Annotated in this window: 21 protein-coding genes and 3 tRNA genes; 9 read left to right on the top strand and 15 right to left on the bottom strand. The window is 70.3% G+C overall.

The window, feature by feature from the left end; translation table 11 throughout:
* Genes ureB through NCG93_RS17835 form a run of 6 tightly spaced genes read left to right on the top strand, consistent with a single transcriptional unit; the run spans position 1 to position 5,265 of the window.
* On the top strand, positions 1-351 hold the full coding sequence (ureB, locus tag NCG93_RS17860; RefSeq protein WP_194413083.1) for an urease subunit beta: 351 nt from the start codon (positions 1-3) through the stop codon (positions 349-351).
* Positions 338-2,035 (top strand): urease subunit alpha, encoded by a 1,698-nt coding sequence (locus tag NCG93_RS17855; RefSeq protein ID WP_194413082.1) that lies wholly within the window; start codon positions 338-340, stop codon positions 2,033-2,035. Before ureB ends, NCG93_RS17855 begins: the two co-directional genes overlap by 14 nt.
* An 8-nt stretch (positions 2,036-2,043) precedes the next feature.
* Positions 2,044-2,718 (top strand): urease accessory protein UreF, encoded by a 675-nt coding sequence (locus NCG93_RS17850; protein ID WP_194413081.1) that lies wholly within the window; start codon positions 2,044-2,046, stop codon positions 2,716-2,718.
* Positions 2,711-3,493: an urease accessory protein UreG gene (gene ureG / locus NCG93_RS17845; RefSeq protein ID WP_252787594.1), complete on the top strand. Its 783-nt coding sequence runs from the start codon at positions 2,711-2,713 to the stop codon at positions 3,491-3,493. The genes NCG93_RS17850 and ureG overlap by 8 nt, the downstream gene beginning before the upstream one ends.
* A gap of 10 nt (positions 3,494-3,503) precedes the next feature.
* Positions 3,504-4,280 (top strand): urease accessory protein UreD, encoded by a 777-nt coding sequence (locus tag NCG93_RS17840; RefSeq protein WP_252787593.1) that lies wholly within the window; start codon positions 3,504-3,506, stop codon positions 4,278-4,280.
* The gene (locus tag NCG93_RS17835) at positions 4,261-5,265 is read left to right on the top strand and encodes a HoxN/HupN/NixA family nickel/cobalt transporter (protein ID WP_206687308.1); all 1,005 of its coding nucleotides are present in this window, start codon (positions 4,261-4,263) and stop codon (positions 5,263-5,265) included. The genes NCG93_RS17840 and NCG93_RS17835 overlap by 20 nt, the downstream gene beginning before the upstream one ends.
* Positions 5,266-5,350: 85 nt before the next feature.
* On the opposite strand, the gene NCG93_RS17830 is transcribed toward NCG93_RS17835, so the two are convergent.
* The 4 genes from NCG93_RS17830 to NCG93_RS17815 form a co-directional block, all read right to left on the bottom strand.
* Positions 5,351-5,424, bottom strand: a tRNA-Met gene (locus tag NCG93_RS17830).
* A 36-nt stretch (positions 5,425-5,460) separates the two neighbouring features.
* Positions 5,461-5,532 (bottom strand) — tRNA-Thr (locus NCG93_RS17825).
* Between the two features lie 62 nt (positions 5,533-5,594).
* A complete protein-coding gene (locus NCG93_RS17820) occupies positions 5,595-7,571 on the bottom strand; it encodes a M23 family metallopeptidase (RefSeq protein ID WP_241741589.1) in 1,977 nt (658 codons plus the stop codon).
* 214 nt (positions 7,572-7,785) lie between these two features.
* Positions 7,786-8,589: an inositol monophosphatase family protein gene (locus NCG93_RS17815; protein ID WP_194413079.1), complete on the bottom strand. Its 804-nt coding sequence runs from the start codon at positions 8,587-8,589 to the stop codon at positions 7,786-7,788.
* A gap of 119 nt (positions 8,590-8,708) precedes the next feature.
* Between NCG93_RS17815 and NCG93_RS17810 the strand changes: the two genes are divergently transcribed.
* Positions 8,709-10,301, top strand: a complete 1,593-nt coding sequence (locus NCG93_RS17810) for a phytoene desaturase family protein (protein WP_194413078.1) — start codon at positions 8,709-8,711, stop codon at positions 10,299-10,301.
* A 139-nt stretch (positions 10,302-10,440) separates the two neighbouring features.
* On the opposite strand, the gene NCG93_RS17805 is transcribed toward NCG93_RS17810, so the two are convergent.
* The 8 genes from NCG93_RS17805 to NCG93_RS17770 all read right to left on the bottom strand — a co-directional run bounded on the left by NCG93_RS17805 (position 10,441) and on the right by NCG93_RS17770 (position 17,885).
* A complete protein-coding gene (locus NCG93_RS17805; RefSeq protein ID WP_194413077.1) occupies positions 10,441-11,421 on the bottom strand; it encodes a hypothetical protein in 981 nt (326 codons plus the stop codon).
* A 124-nt stretch (positions 11,422-11,545) separates the two neighbouring features.
* Positions 11,546-12,103 (bottom strand): YbaK/EbsC family protein, encoded by a 558-nt coding sequence (locus tag NCG93_RS17800; protein WP_194413076.1) that lies wholly within the window; start codon positions 12,101-12,103, stop codon positions 11,546-11,548.
* 59 nt (positions 12,104-12,162) lie between these two features.
* Positions 12,163-12,247: transfer RNA gene (locus NCG93_RS17795), tRNA-Tyr, on the bottom strand.
* A 122-nt stretch (positions 12,248-12,369) separates the two neighbouring features.
* Entirely contained in the window at positions 12,370-13,311 is a 942-nt protein-coding gene (locus NCG93_RS17790) for a PfkB family carbohydrate kinase (protein ID WP_194413075.1), read from the bottom strand.
* Positions 13,308-13,808 (bottom strand): FBP domain-containing protein, encoded by a 501-nt coding sequence (locus NCG93_RS17785; RefSeq protein WP_194413074.1) that lies wholly within the window; start codon positions 13,806-13,808, stop codon positions 13,308-13,310. Before NCG93_RS17785 ends, NCG93_RS17790 begins: the two co-directional genes overlap by 4 nt.
* 133 nt (positions 13,809-13,941) lie before the next feature.
* Entirely contained in the window at positions 13,942-14,838 is an 897-nt protein-coding gene (locus NCG93_RS17780; RefSeq protein ID WP_194413768.1) for a sugar ABC transporter permease, read from the bottom strand.
* 115 nt (positions 14,839-14,953) lie between these two features.
* The gene (locus NCG93_RS17775) at positions 14,954-16,573 is read right to left on the bottom strand and encodes an ABC transporter permease subunit (RefSeq protein WP_194413073.1); all 1,620 of its coding nucleotides are present in this window, start codon (positions 16,571-16,573) and stop codon (positions 14,954-14,956) included.
* Positions 16,574-16,655: 82 nt separating this feature from the next.
* On the bottom strand, positions 16,656-17,885 hold the full coding sequence (locus NCG93_RS17770) for a sugar ABC transporter substrate-binding protein (protein WP_194413072.1): 1,230 nt from the start codon (positions 17,883-17,885) through the stop codon (positions 16,656-16,658).
* Positions 17,886-18,161: 276 nt separating this feature from the next.
* Between NCG93_RS17770 and NCG93_RS17765 the strand changes: the two genes are divergently transcribed.
* The gene (locus NCG93_RS17765; protein WP_194413071.1) at positions 18,162-18,650 is read left to right on the top strand and encodes a YajQ family cyclic di-GMP-binding protein; all 489 of its coding nucleotides are present in this window, start codon (positions 18,162-18,164) and stop codon (positions 18,648-18,650) included.
* A gap of 38 nt (positions 18,651-18,688) precedes the next feature.
* Here the strand turns inward: NCG93_RS17765 and NCG93_RS17760 are convergent, their stop codons facing one another.
* From NCG93_RS17760 to NCG93_RS17750, 3 genes are all read right to left on the bottom strand, one after another.
* Positions 18,689-19,939: a hypothetical protein gene (locus NCG93_RS17760; RefSeq protein WP_252787592.1), complete on the bottom strand. Its 1,251-nt coding sequence runs from the start codon at positions 19,937-19,939 to the stop codon at positions 18,689-18,691.
* Positions 19,940-20,012: 73 nt separating this feature from the next.
* Complete coding sequence (locus NCG93_RS17755; protein ID WP_194413070.1) at positions 20,013-21,209, bottom strand: glycosyltransferase; 1,197 nt, start codon at positions 21,207-21,209, stop codon at positions 20,013-20,015.
* A 338-nt stretch (positions 21,210-21,547) separates the two neighbouring features.
* Positions 21,548-22,408, bottom strand: coding sequence for a phosphotransferase (locus NCG93_RS17750; RefSeq protein WP_194413069.1), 861 nt, complete (start codon positions 22,406-22,408; stop codon positions 21,548-21,550).
* A gap of 249 nt (positions 22,409-22,657) precedes the next feature.
* Here NCG93_RS17750 and NCG93_RS17745 point away from each other — a divergent pair, with 249 nt between their 5' ends.
* Entirely contained in the window at positions 22,658-23,416 is a 759-nt protein-coding gene (locus tag NCG93_RS17745; protein WP_194413068.1) for an alpha/beta fold hydrolase, read from the top strand.
* The last annotated feature ends 13 nt before the right edge of the window (positions 23,417-23,429 follow it).

Here is a 23,429-nt window from a genome sequence, read left to right as displayed (position 1 = left end):
GTGGCATCCGCTACCTTCCAGGGCCCCGGCGCCTACCGGATCCGACCGGGACGCATCGAGCTCAACGCCGATCGGAGCGAGACGGAGCGCATCCGGCTCGTGTTCGTGAACACCGGCGATCGGCCGATCCAGATCGGCTCGCACATCCACCTCCCCGATGTGAATCCGGCACTGCAGTTCGACCGCGTGCGGGCGCACGGGTTCCGCCTCGACATCGCGTCCGGAACCTCGCAGCGTTTCGAGCCGGGGGCATCGCGAGAGCTCGACGCCGTCGCGCTGCGCGGCGCCCGTCGGGTCCCCGGCATCCGGATCAAGACCGACGGAGAGGAGCTGCTCGATGGTCTGGCTTGACCGGTCGCGGTACGCCGCCATCTACGGCCCGACCGTCGGCGACGAGGTGCGTCTGGGCGACACCGATCTGTGGATACAGATCGAGCGCGACCTCACCGCGGGCGGAGAGGAGGCCGTCTTCGGCGGCGGCAAGTCCATCCGCGAATCGATGGCGCAGGCCACGACGACCCGGGCGGGCGGCGCGCTCGACACCGTCATCACCAACGCGATCATCCTGGACTGGTGGGGCATCATCCGCGCCGACATCGGCATCCGTGACGGTCGCATCGTCGGAATCGGCCATGCCGGCAATCCCGACATCAGCGACGGCATCGACATGATCATCGGGCCCTCGACCGACGTCATCTCCGGCGAGGGCCGCATCGTCACCGCCGGCGCGATCGACTCGCACGTCCACCTGCTCTCGCCCTCGCAGATCCACGAGGCCCTCGCGACCGGGATCACCACGATCGTGGGCGGCGGCACCGGCCCCTCCGAGGGATCGAAGGCGACGACCGTCACTCCGGGCGCCTGGCACCTGTCCGCGATGCACCGCGCGCTCGACCCCCTCCCCGTCAACGTCCTGCTTCTCGGCAAGGGCAACACCGTGTCCATGGCTGCGCTGAAGGAGCAGGCGCTCGCGGGCGCCGCGGGCTACAAGGTGCACGAGGACTGGGGCTCCTCCCCCGCCGCGATCGACGCATCGCTGCGCGCCGCCGAGGAGTGGGGTCTACAGGTCGCCCTGCACTCGGACTCGCTGAACGAGGCCGGCTTCGTCGAGTCGACCATCGCGGCGATGGGCGGACGCTCGATCCACGCGTTCCACGTCGAAGGCGCCGGTGGCGGTCACGCGCCCGACATCCTGTCGATCGCGGGCCTGCCGAACGTGATCCCGGGATCGACGAACCCGACGCTGCCTCACACCATGAACACCGTCGCCGAGCACCTCGACATGCTGATGGTCTGCCACCACCTCAACCCCGCGGTGCCGGAGGATCTCGCGTTCGCGGAGTCCCGCATCCGCGCCACGACGATCGCCGCGGAAGACATCCTCCACGACATCGGAGCGCTGTCGGTGACCTCGTCCGACGCGCAGGCCATGGGCCGCATCGGCGAAGTGGTCACGCGCACCTGGCAGGTGGCGCACGTCATGAAGCACCGTCGCGGCCCGCTGGACGGGGGGATGCCGGCCGACAACGAGCGCGCGCGGCGCTATGTGGCGAAGTACACGATCAACCCCGCGATCGCCCACGGCATCGCCTACGACGTCGGATCGATCGAGGTCGGCAAGCTCGCCGACCTGACGGTGTGGGACCCGAAGTTCTTCGGCGTCCGCCCGGCCGTGGTCATCAAGGGCGGAGCGATCGCGTGGGCCGCGCTCGGCGACCCGAACGCGTCGATCCCGACACCGCAGCCCGTCATGATGCGACCGTCCTTCGGCGACACGATCGGGGCCGACCTGTCGGTCACCTATGTCTCGCCCGCGGCCCTCGAGGACGGCCTCGCCGAGACACTCGGTCTGCGCCGGCGGCTCGCAGCCGTCGAGCCCACACGTCACATCGGCAAGGCCGACATGAAGAACAACGACGTGCTGCCCTCCATCCGCATCCGCCCCGACACCTTCGAGATCGCGATCGACGGCGAGGACGTCGAACCGGCGCCCGCGGCATCCCTCCCCCTCGCCCAGCTGTACAACCTGTTCTGAGACGCACCATGGACTCCGCCGCGCACACCGTCACCATGCTGCTCGCCGACGCACGTCTTCCCTCGGGTGGGCACGCGTTCTCGGCGGGTGTCGAGCCCGCGATCCAGGCCGGGCTCGCACGAGCGGACGTCGGGGCGTTCCTGCGCGGACGTGCCCGCACGACGACGCTGGTGGATGCCGCGACCGCCGTCGTGGCGCGGCGTGCGGGTCTGAGCGGCACACCGTATGCGCCGATCGAACGAGCATGGGCGGCGCGGACCCCGAGCCGCGCCGCGCGGATCGCCTCCATGGACCTGGGCCGCGGGCTGCTGCGCCTCGCGCAGCGCCTGTGGCCGCAGTCCCCCGCGATCGCCGCGCTGACCGCGGGCGATGCGGCGACGCCGCCTCGCCCGATCGTGCTCGGTGCGATCGCCGTCCACGCGGGGCTCGATGCCGAGACGCTCGTGCGCGTCGCCGTCTACGACGACATGGCCGGCGGCGTCGCGGCCCTTCTCAAGCTCGACCCCGGCGACCCTGTCGACGGTGTCCGGCTCGTCATCGACGCGTGCGCGGCGGTCGATCCCCTCGTCCCCCAGCTGGCGGCGGTCGACTCACCCGAGGCGATCCCGGCGGCGAGCGCCCCCCAAGCCGAAGCGTGGACAGAGGTCCACGCCCTCACGAACAGGAGACTCTTCCGTGCCTGACTCATCCACCGCTCCTCGCGCGCTGCGGCTCGGCGTCGCCGGTCCCGTCGGCACCGGCAAGTCGTCGCTGATCGCCACGGTGTGCCGCGCCCTTGCGACCGAGCTGCGCCTCGGCGTCATCACGAACGACATCTACACAGATGAGGATGCCCGGTTCCTCCGGTCCGCCGGCGTGCTCGACCCCGAGCGCATCCGCGCCGTCGAGACCGGCGCGTGCCCGCACACCGCGATCCGCGACGACATCACCACCAACCTGCTCGCCGCCGAGGACCTCGAGCGGGACTTCGCGCCCCTCGACGTGGTGCTCATCGAGTCGGGCGGGGACAACTTGACGGCGACGTTCTCGCCGGCCCTCGTCGACGCGCAGATCTTCGTCCTCGACGTCGCCGGCGGCGGCGATGTCGCGCGGAAGGGCGGCCCGGGCATCGCACGCGCCGACCTGCTCGTCGTCAACAAGACCGACCTCGCGCCGTACGTCGGCGTCGATGTGGAGCAGATGGTGACGGATGCCGAAGCCGCGCGCGAGGGCCGCGCCGTGCTGGCCCTGTCACGGCACGACGCCGCGTCGGTCGCGGCGCTGCGGGCCTGGGTGCTCACGATGCTCGCGAGTCACCGCGGAGGAACCCACATCCCCCAGGATCCCGGCCCGATGGCGCCGCACTTCCACGCCGATGAGGACCACCCGGACGGTGGCTTCGTCCATTCGCACGAACACGGATCCTCCGACGCCACCCCCGTCCACGACCATTCGCGCACACCCGCCGCGCGAGGCTGAGAACGGACGAGTGAGCTCCACGCGCATCGCCGTGACCGCGGGTGAACCGCGCGCACACGTGGACCTTGCCGTGGGCGCGCTCGCACCGCGGCTCATCTCGCGCGATCGCATGCATGCGCGCATAGCCGTCGCGGCGGCCGGCATGGTGCTGCTCGGCGGCGACCACGTGCACATGGAGATCGAGGTCGGCCCGGGCTGCACCGTCGAGATCGAGGATGTCGGGGGTACTGTCGCGTATCGCGGTGCGCGTTCCTCGTGGGTTCTCGACGTCGCGATCGGAGCCGGCGGGACGCTGCTGTGGCAGGGGCTGCCCTTCGTCGTCACCGACGGGGCGGACGCCGAACGCCGAACCTCCCTCACACTCGGCTCGGACGCGCGCGCGGTGATCCGCGAGACGCTCGTGCTCGGCAGGTACGGCGAGCGGGGCGGGCGATTGGCCTCGGCGCTCGACGTCTGCGACAGCGGCGGACCGATCCTGGTGGAACGACTGGAGGCCGCCGGCGATGCGCCCGAGCCCGGGGTGCTCGGCAGCAACCGCGTGATCGATGCCGTGATCGCCGTCGGGTTCCGCCCACCCACTCAGGCAGGGGATCTCGAGTTCGATCAGCCCGGAGCCGTGGCGCGTCACCTCTCGGATCACACCCACGGCTCGCCCCTCGACCGCGTGTGGGAGGGCTGGGTCGCGGATGCACGAGAGCGCTCGCTCACGTTCGAATCAGAAGGCACGCCGGAGCCGGAAGGCACGCCCGAGCCGGAAAGGACTCACAGTGACAGCCCTGCATGGTGACCGGCCCACGACGCGCCTCCGTCGCAGCACGATCGGCGTCGTCTCCCTGATCATCCTCCTGCACGTGCTCGGCTGGGGAGTCCTCGTCCTCCTGGTGATCCCCGCCGGCATCCCGCTCGGTGGCGGCGGCGGCGCGCTCGTCACGCTCGGCGTCGGAGTCACCGCCTATGCCTTGGGGGTGCGCCACGCGTTCGACGCCGACCACATCGCAGCGATCGACAACACCACCCGCCGCCTCGCCGAACGCGGCAAGCCGGCCGGCACCGTCGGATTCTGGTTCTCGCTCGGCCACTCGACGATCGTCGTGGTGCTCTGCATCCTGCTGGCACTGGGGATCAGCGCGATCGGCACCTCCCTCGCCGATGACTCCTCCGCCCTCCGCACCTGGACCGGCATCATCGGCCCGACCGTCTCGGGCGTCTTCCTGCTCATCATCGCCGCCCTCAACATCGCATCGCTCCGGCATCGCCACGGGCACGCAGGCGGGCCGGTGCTGCGGATGCTCGGTCCCCTCGAGCGGGCAGTGGACCGGCCATCGCGCATGTACGTCGTCGGGCTGCTGTTCGGTCTCGGCTTCGACACCGCGACGGAGATCGGACTGCTCACCCTCGCGGGTGCGGCCACGTTCGCAGCGGTGCCCTGGTGGGCGGCGCTCACCCTGCCGATCCTGTTCGCCGCCGGAATGAGCGCCTTCGACACCACCCAGGGCGCGGTGATGCGCCGCGCGTACAGCTGGCGGCCCGGTCGTCGCCACCTGGGCGACGTCTACGCGCTCGCGATGACCGGCATCTCGGTGCTGGCCGCGGTCCTGATCGCGGTCGTCCAGCTGGCGGACGTCCTCGTGGCCAATCTGGGTCTCGGCGGCCCGCTGCCCTGGGTGGCATCCATCGGCATCGACGGCCTCGGGTTCGCACTGACGGGCGTGCTGCTCATCACCTGGGCCGTCGTATTGGTGGCCATGCGACGGTCTCGGGCGACGAGTTGACGCGTCAGCCGGCCCGCTGACTCCCGGACATCATCCAGGGCAAGAAGAAAGCCCCGGAGAATCGGCGAGATTCCGGGGCGATCCGTAGCAGGAGCGGGGCTTGAACCCGCGACCTCACGATTATGAGTCGTGCGCTCTCACCAACTGAGCTACCCTGCCGCACGGCATCCGAGGTGAATGAAGATGGATGCTGCGAGCCCCGAGTCAGGATTGAACTGACGACCCCTTCCTTACCATGGAAGTGCTCTGCCACTGAGCTATCGGGGCGTGCTGCCTGCGAGCAGGCAACTAGAAGAGGATACCAGAGGCCCGGCATCCTTCCGAACCGGTCAGCCCACCGTGTGGGTGCCGTCGGTGTGCTCCTGGAGCCACGGCCAGGGGTCGATCGCGGTGGTGCCGTTCTTCAGGATCTCGAAGTGCGTGTGGGCACCGTACGAGCGTCCGGTGTTGCCGGTGTGACCGATCACGGTGCCGACGGTCACGTGCTGGCCGGGCGAGACCTGGAGCGAGCCGTACTGCATGTGCGCGTAGTGGCTCGAGACCAGCTCGCCGTCGACGATGTGGTCGATGATCACGTGCACGCCGTAGGCGCCGCCCGCCTCGGACGCGACACGCACCGTGCCGTCGGCGATCGCCTGCACGGGCGCGCCGTTGCCCGGCGTGAAGTCGATGCCCTCGTGCATGCGTCCCGAGCGCATTCCGAACCCGTACGACATCGTCACGCCGACCGCGAAGGGCCACTGGATGTTCGAGTTCGGATTGTTGTGGAACAGGTTCGAGAAGTTCTTGATGCCGGCCTCGGACGCCAGCTGCGCGGTCGTCGTGGTCGTGTAGTTCTCAGTCCGCTGAAGGGTGTCGTTCTGCGCATCGCCCGGGGCGACGTACGCCTGGATCTCGGCCTCGTCGATGACCGGCACGGTGTTGTCGCCCGCCGCGACGACCGACAGCGGCGCGTCGGTGCCGTTCACGGCGGCGACCGCCTCCGCCGGCGTGGTCATCCCGACCGCGAGGAGGCCGACGATCCCCAGCACACCCACCGAGAACGACGCCGTCGCCGTCCGCCGGAAGGCGGATCCGCGACGTGCCGGGGACGGCGAGGTCGTGCGCTGAGTGGACTCCGCCTCCGGTGCGGGACCGGCGGGGCGCGGAGCCCGCTGGACCGGGGTCTCGCCCGTGAACGAGAACAGCCGCGCGGCTGCCTCGAATTCATCGACATCGGATGCCGCGGGCTGAGGAATCGGTCCGGTCAAGGGCCCCACGCGCTCGGGGCGGGGCTGCTCGGCGTGCTGCGACGGGGCGCCGGTGGACTGCGACGCGCCGGCCTGAGGCGTGGTGGGTGCTGCGGTCCGCGGGGCGGCGGTCGGCGGCGCGGTCGGCGCGGCGGTCTGCTGCGCGACATGCGGGGAGCCGATGGTCGCTGCGGGCGCGGGCGTCTGCGAGGCGGCGGCGGTGCGTCGACGGCCGGGCACCGCGAGCGACGGTGCCGTGGTCTGCGCCTGCGTCTCCGCCGACGGCACGGCGATCGACGGCGACTCGGACGTCTGCGGCGCTGACGTGCCCGCCATCTGCGGCTGAGCCGTGCTCTGGGGTGTTGCGACACGCGGCGCTGCCGGCGTGTGCGTCGCGGGGTTGTTCGCGGTGACGCCGGTCTCGACCACCGCCGGCGTCGACGCGACCGCGGCCGCGGCGGCCGCTTGAGCGGCGAGCAGTTTCGCGAAGGTGTCGGCCACCCACGCGGAGCCGGTGTCGGCGCCCGTCGGCGCAACCGTCTCGGCGACGGCGACCGGCGTTGCGGCAGCGGCCTCGACAGCAGGCTCGAGAAGCTCGAACGGCTCGGCGGGAACGAGCACGGTGTCCAGCAACGGCGCCGGCTCTTCGCGCGTCGGCAGCTCGGCCTCGAACGTGGCCGCGGGGCGCTCCGGTGCTGCCGGCGCCTGCGCGGCGATCGGCGGGACGGTTCCCGAGGGCGCGATGCTCGAGGACACAGCGATCGTCGACTGCGGGCCGGTCTGCGCGCGTCGCGTGCGCCGGCTCGCCTGCTCCGCGGCGACGGGAGGAAGCGCGGGTGCGGCTGCGAGGGGAGCGCTCCCGCCTGACGGCGCCGGAGTCTGCGCAGCGGGCAGGCCCGCGGCATCCGTCCGCTTGGCATCTACGGGACGACCCCAGACCACCGCGGGACGCTCGGGAGCGGTGCTCGCCGCCTGCCGCCGTACCGTGGCGCGGCCCGTCCCCGGGGTCTCCGGCGTCGCCTGCACAGGCGTCGGGGAGGTGCGGCTGGATCGGCGCGTGGGCGCAGGCTCAGCCATGGGGGCATCAAAAGGCAAAGCGGAGTCGGGCTCTCAGGTCGTGCCGCGAGGGGGATGCACGCGGCAAGGCGGTCAGTCGGGCTAGGACCACCTCCGCCGTTCGGGCGGCGAAGGTAACGATCGGGTAAACACTACCCCGGGCGTGCTGGGAATGCCATGTAAGACTCGGATTTCGTCCTGCGCATTTCGTGAAAGTTCGATGAGACGGCCGGTGTCACGCCAGTCCGGCGGCCTCAGCCAGGCGATCGAAGATCGCCGGAGTGGCCGCGACGACGAGCGGCGCACGCGGGCCGCCGTCGGGCTCGGCGCGACCGAATCGGCCGCCGGCCTCGGTGACCAGCAGAGAGCCGGCCGCAAGGTCCCACGGGGCGAGCCCGCGCTCGAAGTAGCCGTCGAGGCGACCGGCCGCCACGTACGACAGGTCGAGCGAGGCGGCTCCCGCGCGGCGCAGGTCCCGGGCCAGCGAGGGCATGACCCGAGCGATCATCTCGAGGTCTCCGGGGCGGGTCGCGGGGTCGTACCCGAACCCCGTCGCCAGAAGTGCGCCGGCGGGTCCGACCTCGGGGTTGACCGCGAGCCGGTTCACCCCCAGCCAGGCGCCCTCGCCGCGGGCGGCGTGGAAGACCTCACCGCTGACCGGCGCGAAGACGACGCCGGCCAATGCCGTCCACTCGCCGGGAGCGGGTTCGCCCTGCACGGCGGCGATGCTCACCGCGTACGTCGGGATGCCGTACGCGTAGTTGACGGTGCCGTCGATCGGGTCGACGACCCAGGTCACGTCCCCGGCCCCGCGCTCGGCGCCGCTCTCCTCGCCGAGGAAGCCGTCGTCCGGCCGGGCCTCCTTCAGACGGGTGCGGATCAGCGCCTCGACTTCGCGGTCGGCCTCCGTGACGATGTCGGCGAGCGCCGACTTGGTCGCCGCGATGGCCACCCCGGCGTCGCGCCGCGTGCGAGCGAGCTCACCGGCTTCACGCGCGATGTCGATGGCAAGGGATTCGAGGTCGTGCTCGAGGCTCATGCCTCCACGGTATCCGGCGGCCGGGCCGGCGACCCTCCCTCACCCGATGCGCGTTGCACAGGCCGAGGCGCGGAGAACAGACCCTGCACTCAGCGGCCGCGGCTCGCTAGCGTGAGGCCATGGCTGCCGGCGCCCGCTCCCCCATCTACGACGTCGCCATCGTGGGCGGCGGGCACAACGCCCTCGTCGCTGCCGCCTACCTGGCGCGAGCCGGCCACTCCGTGGTGGTGCTCGAGCGCCTCGACCACGTCGGCGGCGCCGCGGTGTCCGAGCAGCCCTGGGAGGGCGTCGACGCGCGACTGTCGCGCTATTCCTACCTCGTGAGCCTGCTGCCGCGGACCATCATCGACGACCTGGGCCTCGACATCCGGCTGCGTCGCCGCCGCTTCTCGTCCTACACGCCCGATCCCGGCGACCCGTCGCGCGGCATCCTCATCGACACGGCGGATGCCGCGGCCACTGCGGACTCCTTCGCCCGGGTCACCGGAGGCACCGGCGAGGCGACGCGCGTCGCCGAGTTGTCCGCACGCCTCGCACCCGTCGCACGACTGCTCTTCCCGTCCATGACCGAGCCGCTGCGCCGCGCCGCCGAGCTGCGCGCCCGGCTGGATGACGACGCCCTCTGGGAGGCGCTGTTCGTGCATCCGCTGGGCAGCCTGCTGCGGTCGTCCCTCGATACGGACATCGCGCGGGGCATCGCCCTGACCGACGGCCTCATCGGCACCTTCGCGTCGGCCGACGACGAGAGCCTTCGGCAGAACCGCTGCTTCCTCTACCACGTGATCGGCGGCGGCACGGGCGACTGGGACGTGCCCGTCGGCGGCATGGGCCGCGTGACGGCCGAGCTGTCGCGCGCCGCGATCGCCGCAGGCGCCGACCTTCGGACCGGCGCCGTGGTGGTGGCGGTGTCACCCGACGGCCGCGTCACGCTCGGCGACGACACCGCCGTCCAGGCGCGACTGGTGCTGAGCGGGGTGGGCCCGGCTGTGCTCGCGTCGCTGCTCGCCGCGGGTGGGGCCGCGGCATCCGTCGAGGAGCCCACCGCGGCGGAGGGCGCACAGCTCAAGGTCAACATGCTGCTCCGGCGCCTCCCCCGTCTGCGCGACGAGCGGGTGGCTGCCGAGGCCGCGTTCGCCGGCACCTTCCACGTCAACGAGACCATGTCTCAGCTCGACGGGGCGTACACGACGGCGCTCGGTGGCAGCATCCCGGATCCTCTGCCGGCCGAGATCTACTGCCACTCGCTCACCGACCCCTCGATCCTCAGCCCCGCGCTGCGCGCGTCGGGCGCGCAGACCCTGACGCTGTTCGGACTGCAGACGCCGCATCGACTCCTCGAGGGGCGGGATCCGGATGCCGCGCGCGCGGCGCTCCTCGACGCGGCTCAGCGCTCGCTCGACTCGGTCCTGGCCGAGCCGATCGCCGACTGCGTGTACGAGGCGCCCGATGGTTCGCCGTGCATCGAGGCGCGCACGACGGCCGACCTGGAGCGTTCGCTGGGGATGGTGGGCGGTGACATCTTCCACGGCGGGCTGTCGTGGCCGTGGGCCGACGACGACGATCCGCTCGTGACCGCCGCCGCGCGCTGGGGCGTCGCCACCGCGCACGCGAACGTGCTGGTGTGCGGCTCAGGGGCGCGCCGCGGCGGCGGGGTGAGCGGACTGGGCGGCCACAACGCGGCGATGGCGGCGTTGGAGATGCTCGCCCGCTGAAGCCGTCGGCGTCGGCGTCAGCATCCCGTCGAGTTCATGTGATCTCGCCGAACGCACACGCTGCGCGCGGATCGGGCGCGTGCCCTCGGCGAGATCACACGATGTCGACACTCCCCGCGCCGCGGCGCGGCACCGCCCGCTACGAGCGCGGCGGCAGCGGCGGGGGCGGCGGGTATCCCTCGTAGCCTGGCGCCGGCGCGGGCTGCGCCGGAGCGGCAGGCTGCGTCGGCACCGCCTGCGGTGCGGCGGGCGCGGCCGGCTCGACCGCCGTGAAGACGTGCGCGCCCGGCGACGGGTAGCCCGTGTAGTACGCGTTCCAGTCGGGCGAGCCGTCCGGCAGCATGGGCAGCGGCGTGACGGCGTCGACGTAGGTCGGCCACGGGAGCAGCTCCTGCGCGGCCGGGGTGGACGATGCCGTCGGTGCCGGACCGGCTGCGGGCGCGACCGGGCCGTACGTCAGGGGAGCGCGCTGCTTCTTGGGCGCGAAGAGGACGTTCACGAGCGGCACGAGCGCCGTGCCGAGCGCCGCGAGGATCGCGACGGCCACCACGATGCGCCAGTAGATGTCGGCGAGGTACAGCCATTCGCCGAAGGCCAGCGGAATGATCAGCAGCGCCGCCAGCGCGACCACGAGTGCGATCGTGATGATCGCGACCGTGCGGGTGAAGGGCGTGTCATGGCGCTGGAACGCCTTCAGATAGAACCGGAGGTGCAGCAGCACGAGCTGCAGGATCAGCACGATCAGCAGGAACTGGATGAACCGCGAGAAGCCCAGCCACGGGAAGCGCTCGGGCATCCAGATCATGACGGCGCCGAGCAGCAGCGCCACGATCCACGAGGCCATGCTGGCCAGTGCGAACCATGCCGGACGCGTCGGCGCGAGGTGCGCGTCGAGGATGGCGACGCCGGCGAAGGCAGCCAGCAGCAGGATCGTCAGGAACGCCCGGCCGATGATGTCGCTCTGCGAGCCCAGCAGCACCCACAGCACGCACACGACGGCGGCAGCGATGAGTGCGCCGATGGCCACCCAGATGGCGGCACGCAGCAGCGACGAGCGGGAGCCGTCGGCGGGAGCGGCGTGCGTCGGGGCGGGCGGCGCATACGGATCGGGCGCGGTCATGGCGTTCCTCTCGTGACGCGGGCGGAGTGCCTGCACGCCCATCCTGACACGCCCCACCCCACCGCGTGGATGCCGATTCCTCGGTCCGCGGGTACAGCCGTCGCTCTGTGCGGAAGCGGATGCCTCACGCCGCCGCGCGCCCGAGCCCCTCGGCTCGTTCCGCTCCCGGCAGCGCGAGGAGCGCACGGCCGGGCAGGAAGAGCTTGCTGCCGCGCACTCCCCCGCCGACGACCACTTCCGGAGCATCCGCGACGGCCGCATCGACGAGGATCGGCCAGCCGGACGGCAGCCCGATCGGCGTGATGCCGCCGTACTCCATCCCTGTCAGCGCGACTGCCTCGTCCATCGAAGCGAACGACACGCTGCGCACGTCCAGTCGTCGGCGCACGAACCCGTTCACGTCCGCCCGTGTCGTGGCGAGCACCAGGCAGGCGGCGAACCGCACCTCGCCGCCGCGCTTGCCCTTGACGACGACGCAGTTGGCCGACACGTCAGGGGCGACGCCATATCGCTCGCAGAACGCGGCGGTGTCGGCGAGCGCCGGGTCGATGGCGGCGACACCCACTGTCGCGGCGATCTCGGGATCGAGTCGCGCCAGACCGTCGGAGACGGCAGAGCTCACGAGTTCGGGATGCCGCGTCGCGGCCTCCGCGATGAGGTTTCCGGTGGCGGTCCAGGTCATGGGCATCAGGCTACCGACCGCAGAACCCACGAAGCGCCCCACGAGGGGGCGCTTTCGAGTGGTGGCGAGTGAGGGATTCGAACCCCCGAATGCTGAGCAGTCTGATTTACAGTCAGATCCCTTTGGCCGCTTGGGTAACTCGCCAGGCGCACCCACCCGACTTTTCCAGACGACCGGAGGCGCGATACAGAATCTTACGCGTAGATGCGCGAGGTCAGAAATCCGCTCGCATCGAGGGGCGCGCGACGTGCCGAGATCGCTTTTGGCTAGGTGCCGATGCGGTCGAGATCGAGACCGCCGAGCGCATCGGGCGTGCGCAGCAGCGCGCCTTCGAAGCGACACGTGGCGGCCGCGGCATCCATCGCTGACTGCAGCACCGCCTCCCAGCCGTCCGCATCCACTGGCGCGCCGTCGACGAGCGCCGCGACCGTCGCCGCGAAGGCTGCGTCGCCGGCGCCCATCGTGTCGACGATGCGCCCGGGGAGATTCGAGATCGGTCGTGTCACGACCACGGCACCCGCCTCGATCGTGGCGCCGGCCGCGCCCTCCGTCGCCAGCACGGCCTGAGCGCCGAGATCGACGAGGCGCGCGCGCAGGACGTCGAGGCGGTCGCCGTACAGGACGGCGGCGTCGTCCTCGCCGACCTTCACCAGCGCAGCGCCGGCCGCCAACCGCTCGAAGCCGCGTACGAACTCTGCCTTGTCGTGGAGCATCCCGGTCCGCGGATTCGGGTCGACGGCGACGGGCACCTCGCCGCGTGCCGTGGTCCGCGCGAGGGTGCTCGCTTCCTCGAGTGCGGCGACCAGCTCCGCCGACTGCTCGACGTCGTCGAACGCGAAGCAGCTCACCACCACCACGTCGGCATCCGCGAACGCCCGCCGCTCGGCGTCGGCGAACCTGATGCGGCGGCGCTGCGCCGCCTCGTTGAACTCGTAGACCGGCTCGCCACCGCCGGAGCGGGTGCTCACCGCGCGCGCCGTACCGAAGAGCGACGGCGTCGCGATGAGCTCGACACCGAAATCGGCGAGGTAGCGCCGTACGCGGGACGCGGGCTCGTCATCACCCAGCATGGCGACGAGGGTCGCGGGCACGCCCAGCCGCGCGAGCCCGACGGCGACATTCAGGGCGGCGCCGCCGACGAACTCGCGCACGCCGTGGTCGTCGCGCAGCTCGTCGATGAGCGCGTCGCCGACGACGACGACGGTCATCGCGCGACGCCCGCGGTCTCGAGCACGCGCCCGACGAAGGCCTCGGTGCGGCGCCGGGTGCCGTCGATCTTCCGGTCGACGCTCGCCCTCACCTCGTTCGGCGCGAGCGGGGCGGCCAGCCGGACGTTCTCATGGCATGACAGGTCGGCGCAGATGTACGTGCCGACGCTGTCGCCGTGGGTGCCGGCCTCCCCTGCCTTGCGGGCCGTGTACATGACCACCTGATCGGCCGGCTGCATCGTGTGGCACAGGTTGCACAGCGCGGCATGCGCGTGCGACGAGCCCTCGGCCCCGCGCAGCACGATTCCCGCAGCCTGACCGTCGATCTCGGCCACCAGGTAGCCGCGGCCGCGGCTGCGCGGGTCGCGCCACGCCAGGAAATCCAGGTGATCCCAGTCGGTGATCATGAAGTCGGCGGGCAGCGTGATGAGCCGCAGGTCATCCGGTGTGGCGTTCACGAACGACGAACGCACTTCTTCTTCGGTCAGTGGGCGCATGGCACCTCCTCGCCCGCCCAGTCTACGAACGACGGATGCGTCCGCCACCCCGCGCGCGACCGAGACCCGCGCCGCGGCATGGATGCAGCAGAGCGGATGCCGCGGCATCCGCTCTGCTGCACGATCAGGTGCGTCAGCCCTTGGTGGCGCCTGCGGTAAGACCGCCGACGATGTACTTCTGCAGCAGCAGGAAGAGCACCACGACGGGGATCGCCGCCATGACGGCGCCGGCCGAGAAGGCCGCCCAGTCCGCGTAGCGCGGGTTCGACACCAGCTTGGTGAGCCCGACGACGAGGGTCTGCTGCTCGGGGTCGATCAGCATGACGCTCGCGATCACGTACTCGTTGACGATGCCGATGAACGACAGCAGGCCCACGACCGCGAGGATCGGAGCGACCAGGCGCAGGATGATCGTGAAGAAGATGCGCGCATGGCCGGCACCGTCGATCTTGGCCGCCTCGTCGAGCTCCTTGGGGATCGTGTTGAAGAAGCCGTACATGAGGTACGTGTTCACTCCGAGCGCGCCGCCGAGGTAGATGAGGATCAGGCCGCTCAGCGTGTTGAGGCCGATGGCGGGGAACCAGTCGCCGATCGCGCTCATCATGAGGAAGATCGCGACGACCGCGAGCAGCTGCGGGAACATCTGCACCACCACGATCGTGATCAGTCCTACACGGCGACCGGAGAAGCGCATGCGCGAGAACGCATATGCGGCGAGCGCCCCGATGAACACCATCACGAAGCCGGTGACCGTGGCGACGATCAGGGTGTTCAGGAACCACATCGGGTAGGGCACCGCGGGATCGGTCAGGATGCGCACGTAGGCATCGATGCCGATCCGGGAGAAGAGCGCATTGCTGCCGGTCAGCGTGCCGTTCGGGTTCAGCGACGCCGACAGGACGTAGAGCAGCGGGAAGATCGCGAACACAGAGACCACGATCGCGACGAGATGCCGCCATCCGGTGTCGCCGAACCAGCGGCCGAACGAGCGGCGGCGCACCGGCCTCTCGGCGCGGGGCGCCGGCATCATGCCGGCCGAGGCGGTCTCGAACTGCTCGGCGCTGCCGCCCGAAGCGACGGCGAGTGCCGCGTTGTCGGCATCGACGCGGCCGGGCCGCGTCAGTCGGTCCTGGGGCTCGGACATGTCAGTTCAGCTCCTCGAGGGCCTTGGTCTTGCGGAAACTGATGATCGAGATGGCGGCGACCACGATGAAGATGAGGATCGTGAAGGCCGACGCCAGGCCGTAGTCGCGGTTCTGGCCGGTGAAAGCGACCTTGTAGACCATCGAGATCAGGATGTCGGTGTGACCGACGGGTATCGACACGTCGGAGAAGCGTGGACCGCCGCCGGTGAGCATGTAGATGAGGTTGAAGTTGTTGAAGTTGAACGCGAACGACGCGATGAGCAGCGGCGTCACGGTCACCAGCAGCAGCGGCAGCTTGATGCGGCGGAAGATCTGCCACGGGTTCGCGCCGTCCATGACGCCGGCCTCGTTGACTTCCTCGGGGATGCCCTGCAGCGCGCCCAGGCACACCAGGAACATGTAGGGGAAGCCGAGCCACAGGTTCACGAGAAGCACGGAGAACTTCGCGATCCACGGATCGGTGAGCCAGCCGATCTCGGCACCGCCGAGCAGCACCTGGTTGATGAAGCCGAAGCTCTTGTTCATCATGCCCGCCCAGATGAGGGCCGACAGGAACGCCGGGAACGCGTACGGCAGGATCAGCATGATGCGGTAGCCGTTCTTGAACCGCATGCGCTTGTTCTGGAAGACCAGTGCGAGCAGCAGCCCGAGGAAGAACGTGGACGCGACGGAGATCGCGGCGAACACGAAGGTCCACGCGGTCACGGCCAGCAGCGGTCCGCGGATGGTGGTGTCGGTGAGCGCGCGGACGAAGTTGTCGAAGCCGACGAACACCTGCCAGCCCGGCAGCAGCTGCTCGCCGGACTCGGAGGTGAAGGCGCCGTCGCCGTTGTCGGCGTACACCGTGCCGGTGGTGACGTCGGTCATGGTGTCGGCGTCGGCGTCGTAGACCAGCGTCGAGGTGTACAGATACCCCTTCTGGCCGTCCTGCGTGCGGATCGCCCCGTCGTTGGGGTCGTCGCTGTAGGCGACGGCCAGCTGCTCGACCTCGTTGCTGCGCTCGAGCACCTCGGCGAACGTGAGCGAGGTCCAGCCGTCCACGGCGACCGCCTTGCCGCCTTCCATGGTGGCATCGACGGAGTGCAGCGGCTGGGTGTTGGTGCCGAGGGACGCTTCACCGTCGGTCGGATCCGTCACGAGCAGGCCGAGCTCGTTGAAGCCCTCGACCACCGTCACCTCGAACGTCGGCGAGTCCTCGACCCGCACGAGCGAGGACCGCATCAGCGACGCGACAGCCTGATCCTTGCTGCCGTTGTGGCCGGTTCCGTAGTTCGTGAGGCCGATGTAGGCGGTGTAGCTGAGGGTGAAGATCTGGAAGACGACGAGCAGGATGATCCCCGGCGTCAGGTACTTCGCGGGGATGGCCTTGCGGGAGAAGTAGATCCAGTTGACGAGGACCGTCACCGCGACGACGAGCGCCAGCACGAGCCATTGGTTGTGCAGGAACAGCACGAACACGGCGTACAGGGCGACGGCGTCGACGATCGCGAGCAGCGCGATCTTCAGCACGAGCCATCGCACCCGGCCGGACGCGGCATCCGCGATGCGGGCGGCACTGCGCTGGCGCGGGGTCTGCGGCGGCGCCTTCTCGTCCGTGTCGGCGGTGACTGTGTCGGTCATGGATCGTCCTCATCATCGGGACCGGGACGGATGCCTCGGCATCCGTCCCGGTCGCGTGTCGCGGTCGTGGGACCGCAGGTTGTTACTTGATCGCGGCGCTCACGTCGTCGGTGAGCTTCTGCCACGTCGCCGTCGGGTCTTCGCCGTTGATGATGGCGGCCTCGGCGATGCCCCAGTACTGCCAGACCGCACCCATGGCCGGGATCGCGGGCATCGGGACGGCGTCCGCACCGACCTTCTGGAAGCCGGCGATGATCGGGTCGGCGGCGGCCGTGTCGGCCGCGGCGGTCAGCGCGGGGAGCACGTTGCCGGCCTTGAACAGGTCGAGCTGCACGTCCTCGGTGCCGATGTAGTTGACCAGGAAGTCGTTCGCGGCAACCTTGTTGTCGGACTCCGAGCTCACGAAGAAGCCCTTCACGCCGGCGAACGGCTGTGCCGGCGCGCCGGTCGGGCTGGGGATCGAGTCGATCGCGACGTTGATGCCGGCGTCGGTCGCGGCGCTGACGTTCCACGGCCCGGTGAGCCAGAAGGCCGCCTCGCCGTCGGTGAACTTCGTCTTCGCGATGTCGCCGTCGATGTCGGTGTTGAAGTTGCCGGCCGCGCCCTGCGCACCGAGCCAGTTGGCGAAGTCGAACCCGCCCTGGTCGCCGATCTGCAGATCGGTCGGGTCGTAGTTGCCCTCGGCGTCGGTGCCGAACACCGGTGCGCCGAACGCCGTCTGGAACGGGTACAGGTGGTACGGGTCGCCTTCGACGCCCTGCTGCACCACGAACGGGGTGGTGAGTCCGGCTGCCTGGCCCTTCGCGATCATGTCGTCGAAGCTCGTGGCGGCCTCGGGGACGAGGTCGGCGTTGCGGAGGATAGCGATGTTCTCGACCGCGTACGGGAGCATGTAGACGGTGCCCTCGTAGGTGGACGCCTGCAGTGCGACGGGCAGGTAGTCGCCGGCGGTGTCGCCGAGCTCGATCGGAGCGACGACGCCGTTGGTCGACAGCTCGCCGAGCCAGTCGTGGGCGCCCATGACGACGTCCGGACCCTTGCCGGTCGGCGCCTGCTGGATGAAGTCGTCCTTGATCTTGCCGGTCTCCTTGCCGACGAGATCGACCTTGACGCCGGTCTTGTCGGAGTATGCGTCGGCCGCTCCCTTGAGCGCGTCCACACGCTCGGAGTCGACCCAGACGGTCAGCGTGGTGCTGGCGTCCTTGTCGTCGCCGCCCGCGGTGTCGTCGCCGCTGCCTGCGCAGCCGGCGAGGATGATCGACGCGACGGCGATTCCACCGATCGCGAGCCAGCTCTTCTTGTTCACCTTCATCGGTGCCGTGCCTCTCTGGAGTACTGAGTGAGTTCGGCCGCAGTGCCGATCGCGACGGTGCGGCTGGGACTCGCGCTGCAAAATGCAAGCGCTTACATTCTTACCTCGGAGCGCCCCATATGGCAACACGGCCTCCGTATCGATATCCCGCCGTGATAAAGAAGACGGATTTGGAATCGCTTGCACGTGGCTGCGTGGCGTCAGCCGGAGACGGTCGGCCGGAACCTGCCCGGCACGCCGGGGCGCGGCATCCCGTCGGCCACTAAACTTCCCCGCATGGCAGATTCTTCGTTCGACATCGTCAGCAAGGTCGACCACCAGGAGGCGGAGAACGCCCTCAACCAGGCGCGCAAAGAGATCGAGCAGCGCTACGACTTCAAGGGCACCGGAGCCTCGGTGGAGTGGAGCGGCGAGTCGGTGCTCATCAAGGCGAGCACCGAGGAGCGCGCGAAGGCCGTCCTCGACGTCTTCCAATCGAAGCTCATCAAGCGCGGCATCTCGCTCAAGAGCCTCGAGTCCGGCGAGCCCTTCGCCAGCGGTAAGGAGTACCGCATCGTCTCGACGATCAAGGACGGCATCTCTTCGGAGAACGCGAAGAAGATCTCCAAGATCATCCGCGACGAAGGCCCGAAGGGCGTCAAGTCGCAGATCCAGGGCGACGAGCTGCGGGTGCAGTCGAAGTCCCGCGACGACCTGCAGGAGGTGCAGCGCCTGCTGAAGGCCGCCGACCTCGAGGTGGATCTGCAGTTCGTCAACTACCGGTAGCGCACTCGCCCTTCATCGCAGCCGGCCGCGCCGAGCGGTCAGGGGATATGCCAGAACTCGGTACCGAGCCCGTACATGTTCCAGATCCACCACCATTGGCCGATCAGGCACGCGGCGAGCACAGCGAGCCGCCACGGAAGGCTGCGCGGCGCGGCTACCGCACCCCACAGGGGTGACAGCGGGAAGAGGATCCGGAACACGCTGGACTGCGGGAGGAAGACCGCCAGCAGGTAGGCCAGATAGGCGGCCGCCCACAGCCGGATCTCCGGTCCGAGACGGGCCACGTGCGGGCTGAACGCCAGCAGGGCGCCGCCGGCCACGACGAGAAGTCCGAGGCCGACCAGGCCCCACACCGGGTCGAGTCCCCAGGACCGGAACCAGTAGTCCGCCGCCTGCGGCCAGCCTTCGAAGGGCACGAATCCGCCCGCGTCACCGACCCACAGCCGCCGCCAGGCGAGTTCCGTCGCGAGATAGGCGTCGTCACGCCCGGTCACCAGCCCCGCGATCACCTGCCAGGAGAAGCCGAGCAGGGTCGCGATGCCCGCGAGTGCGAGGATGTGCAGAGCCTCCCGGCGCGCGAACGGCTCCCGCGACCGGTTCAGCCATCGATGGATGCCGAACAGGCCGAGGAACAACGCGAATGCCAGCACGCCCGGCCTGGTGAACGCCATCGTGGGAATGATCGCGTACAGGGGTCCGTACTGCCGTCGCTGCACGCTGCGGATGCCGAGGAGGACCAGCAGCAGGAAGGGCGCCTCCGCATAGCCGAGCTGGAACATCGCCGCCAGCGGAGCACAGGCGAAGAACACGACAGCCCAGAGCGCCGCCGTCTCGCCGATCGCCGGCTTCAGGATGCTGCGGAGAACCAGGCAGCAGAGGTATCCGGCGACGATGGCCAGCGCCACCGCTCCGGCCGCCCATGAGCCGAGAAGCCATCCGGCCGCGCCGGCCGCCCACGGGAAGAACGGCATGAACGCCCACGCGTTCTGCGCCACCTCGCCGGCGGCCGTGAGCGGCAGCTCTGCCGGGTAGCCCTCTGACGCGATACGCAGGTAGTACTGCGCATCCCAGGCCACGACATAGGTGGCCAGATCCGCGTCCGGGCCGAACCGGGAGCCGGACGGCGACAGCCGTGCAGCGAGGAGGAAGAGTGCGGTGGTGACGAGCCGGGAGGCCAGGTAGATGCCGGCGATCCGCACCGCGGGCGTGGCCCGCCGCGAGCGCCCCTCGTCGGCGCGTCTCGTCGCCGCTCGCTCGAGGACGGACTCTGGAGCGGTGTCCGGCGTCACAGCGCGCCTCGCGCCGATCGGGTATGAGCGGCCGCGAGCCGCTCAGGACGGCGGCGTCGGTATCTCGGGCGGGTCACGCGGCGACTTCCTCGCGCCGCAGCAAGTCGTGCGTCACCGCGCGGTACTCCGTCAGCATGCGCTCCCGTCCGAGCCGCGGCCGCGCGGCGAGCGCACGGCGCCGGAAGGCGCCGCGGTTCCGCAGGACGAACTGCCACACCTCGGCGATCGTCTCAGCGTCGCGCGGAGTGACGACTCCGATCCCCTCCACCTGCGCAGCGGCATCCCCGACATTCGTCGTCACGGGCGTCGCACCGCAGGCCGCACCCTCGATGAGGCAGAGCGGCGATGCCTCCCCGAACGCGCTTGTCAGCGCGACCACATCGGCGATCTGGTAGATCGAGGGCATGTCCTGACGGATGCCGAGCGCGTGGATGTGGGCGGTACGTGGCACGCCCCGCTCCGCCGCGAGCGCACGGAACGCCGCGTTCTCCCACGACATGCCCGCCCCGCAGAGCACGTAGTGCGCGCCGGGATGCCGACGCGAGTGGACCGCGAGTGCGCGCAGGAAGAGGCCCGGGTCCTTCATGGCATCGAATCGTGCGGCGTAGGCGATCACGGGGGCGTTCGGCGGAATGCCGAGGCCCCGCCGCGTCGCTTGACGGTCCGCTCGGCCCGCGGCACGGAACCGGTCCGTGTCGATGCCGTTGGCGATGACGTAGCGACTCTCTGCGGTGACGCCGGCGTGCGCGTAGGCGCGGTCGGTGGCCTCGGCGCACGAGACCGTGGCGGTGAGCAGGCCCGTTGCCGCGGCATCCGTCAGCCACCCCAAAGCGGCACCGGAATGCCGCGGATCCGAGCGGTGCAGGCACGCAGCGACGGGGATGGCGGGCATCATCCCGCGCGACCGCAGCGCCAGCAGGATACCCAGGGGCTGCTCCTTCAGGGAGAGGATCAGGTCGGCCGAGTTCACGACCTCGGCAGCGACCCGCAACTGCTGATCCGTGAAGCTGTCCGGCCCGGCCGAGTCGCCGTCGCCGAGCCTTCCGAGGGTGCTGACACGCACACCCGCGCCCACGAGGCGGTGGTAGCGGGGATCGTCCTCCACCCGCTGCACGGTCGCCTCTCGATGCGTCCGAGAGGCGATCGCGAGCACACTGTGATGCTGATCGCCTCCGGCGTGGAGTCCGGAAACGACGTCGGAGTGCAGGATGCGGGCACCACCGGCGAAGAAGCCCTCGTACAGCGAGAGCACACGAGTAGGTCGGACCATGGCGAAGCTCCTCTGTGTCGTGAAGCGGGGTCCGCGTCGCAGAGGTCGTTCGTCACGCCTGTGCCACGCAGTCCCAGCGGTGTTGTCGATGCGCGGCGCCGACGCCGAATGCACCAATGCTCCGGCCTGGCGGGGGCGATGTCGATGAATCGCAGGTGTGCATCCGGTGAACGACCGCCGCACCGTTTCGGTGTCGGGGAGAAGGGCGCATCGTTACGCGGTGAACCACGACCGGCCGCCGGCGTCGCTGCAGATCGTCGATTACCGGCAGTGATCGCCGCTGACGGACGGGGCGGGGCGCGTCCCGCGGCGGCACTCTTGCCGAGCCCCGCCGCCGCTCACTGTTCCAGGAGCCGCTCGAGAGTCCGCATCGCCTGCTGGAAGAAGACAGCATTGGTGTGTTCGTAGTAGTGCGCGCCACCGATCGCCATCTCGAAAGCCCAGCCGCGTCCGCGTTCTTGAGCAAACTCGTCGAGCCCCGTGGCAGAGAGGAACACACTGCGCGCCGGTTCCTCGAAGAGAACCCAGGCAGGTTGCAGATCCGCTGCCGGGTCGCCGAAGGCCGGCGGCGCGACGTCCACCATCCCCGTGAGTCGACCATCGTTCACGAGGAAGTTGCCCGGCATCGGGTCACCATGGATGCGGACGGCGGCACCTCGGTGAGGACAGGCTGCAAGCGCCCGCTCCCAGACGGCAGTCGCCTTGCGCGGATCGATCAGATGGGCTGATCTCTCGATGGACTCCCGCACCCACGGGGTGTCGGCGAGTGGGGTGCCCCCGCGGCCCTCGCCGTTCCACGATCGACCTCCTGTCGGAAGCGCGTGAATCGTTCCGACGAGTTCGGCGAGGTCCCGTGCGAGACGCCGGTCCTGAGCCATCGGAAGCCGATCGAGTGAACGCCCAGGCAACCAGGTCCAGACCGACCAGATGCCCGGATACCCTTCGAACGGTTCCCCGATCCCCCGTGGCCGCGGGATCGCTACTCGAAGGTGATCGGCCAGAACGGCCGCGTACTCCTGCTCGCGGCGAACACTCTTGCGTACCGCGTCGGAGTCGCTCGGCACCAACGGCAATCGCGCGACGAGCTCCACGCCCACACGGAACGGTGCGACGACGGTGCCGGCAGACTCCACACGCTGGATCGACAACCCCGCAGATTCGGGGAACTGCGACGCGAGCGCGGACGCGAGCGCATCCACGGCGACCTCGATCTGACCGTCATGCATCACGGTGCCCATTCTGCGCCACGCGGCGTGCGCAGCCGCTTCGTCGGCACGCGGATCGTCTCAGCCAGTGGGGCGCACGATGCACGAGTCGTCGACGGAAGAGTCGGTGTGTTCAAGCAGCAGCGGCTTGTCAACAGCCGTCGCCGCGGCACCAGCACGCCGTAGTGTGACCGGATGACGTCGACGGAGAGTGGCACGCGGCCACCGAGGAGCGAGACGTCAATGTCTGACCGGGTGCGCCCCGCGGAGCGGCGCGTCGACGTCGGGGACCTCGCGTTCCGGGTGCTGTCCTCGGTCGCGCCGGCGAGCCGCGAGCCCGCGATCGTGCTCGTTCACGGGATCGGCGTATCGCACCGCTACCTCTCCCGGCTGCACAACGAGCTGGCAGCAGCGCGCCGCAGCGTCTTCTCGATCGACCTGCCGGGTTTCGGCGGACTGCCCAAGCCTCGCCGCGACGTGGGCGTGCCTCAGATGGCGCACGCGCTCGGGCGCGTCCTGGAAGGACTCGGCGTCGGGCCGGTCGTGCTCCTCGGACATTCGATGGGAACCCAGTGGGTCGTCGAGACGGCCCTCCAGCGCCCCGACCTCGTCACGACTGTCGTGGCGATGGGCCCGGTCGCTGACGACCGGTACCGGACCATGGTCGGCCAGACGCGCGCACTCGCCGTCGACACCCTGGGCGAGCCGCCGTCCGTGAACGTGATCGTGTTCACCGACTATCTGCGCTGCGGGGTCCCCTGGTATCTGACGCAGCTGCGGCACATGCTCGCCTACCGACTGGAGGAGCGCGTTCCCGACCTCGCGGTGCCCCTGCTCCTCATCAGGGGCGGTGCCGACCCCATCGCCGGGCTGGAATGGTGCCGACGGCTTCGCCGGAGCGCGCCGGCGGCCGAGCTCGCCCTCATCCCTCGCCACCGCCACGTCGCGCAGCACTCCGCCCCGAAGGCCGTCGCCTCGGCGATCCTCACGCTCGCCTCGTGAGTCGGGAGACGGC

Source organism: Microbacterium yannicii (genome assembly GCF_024055635.1).
GTDB lineage: Bacteria > Actinomycetota > Actinomycetes > Actinomycetales > Microbacteriaceae > Microbacterium > Microbacterium yannicii.
Note: the sequence above shows the minus strand (reverse complement) of the source record. Positions and strands in the feature narration are given on the sequence as shown.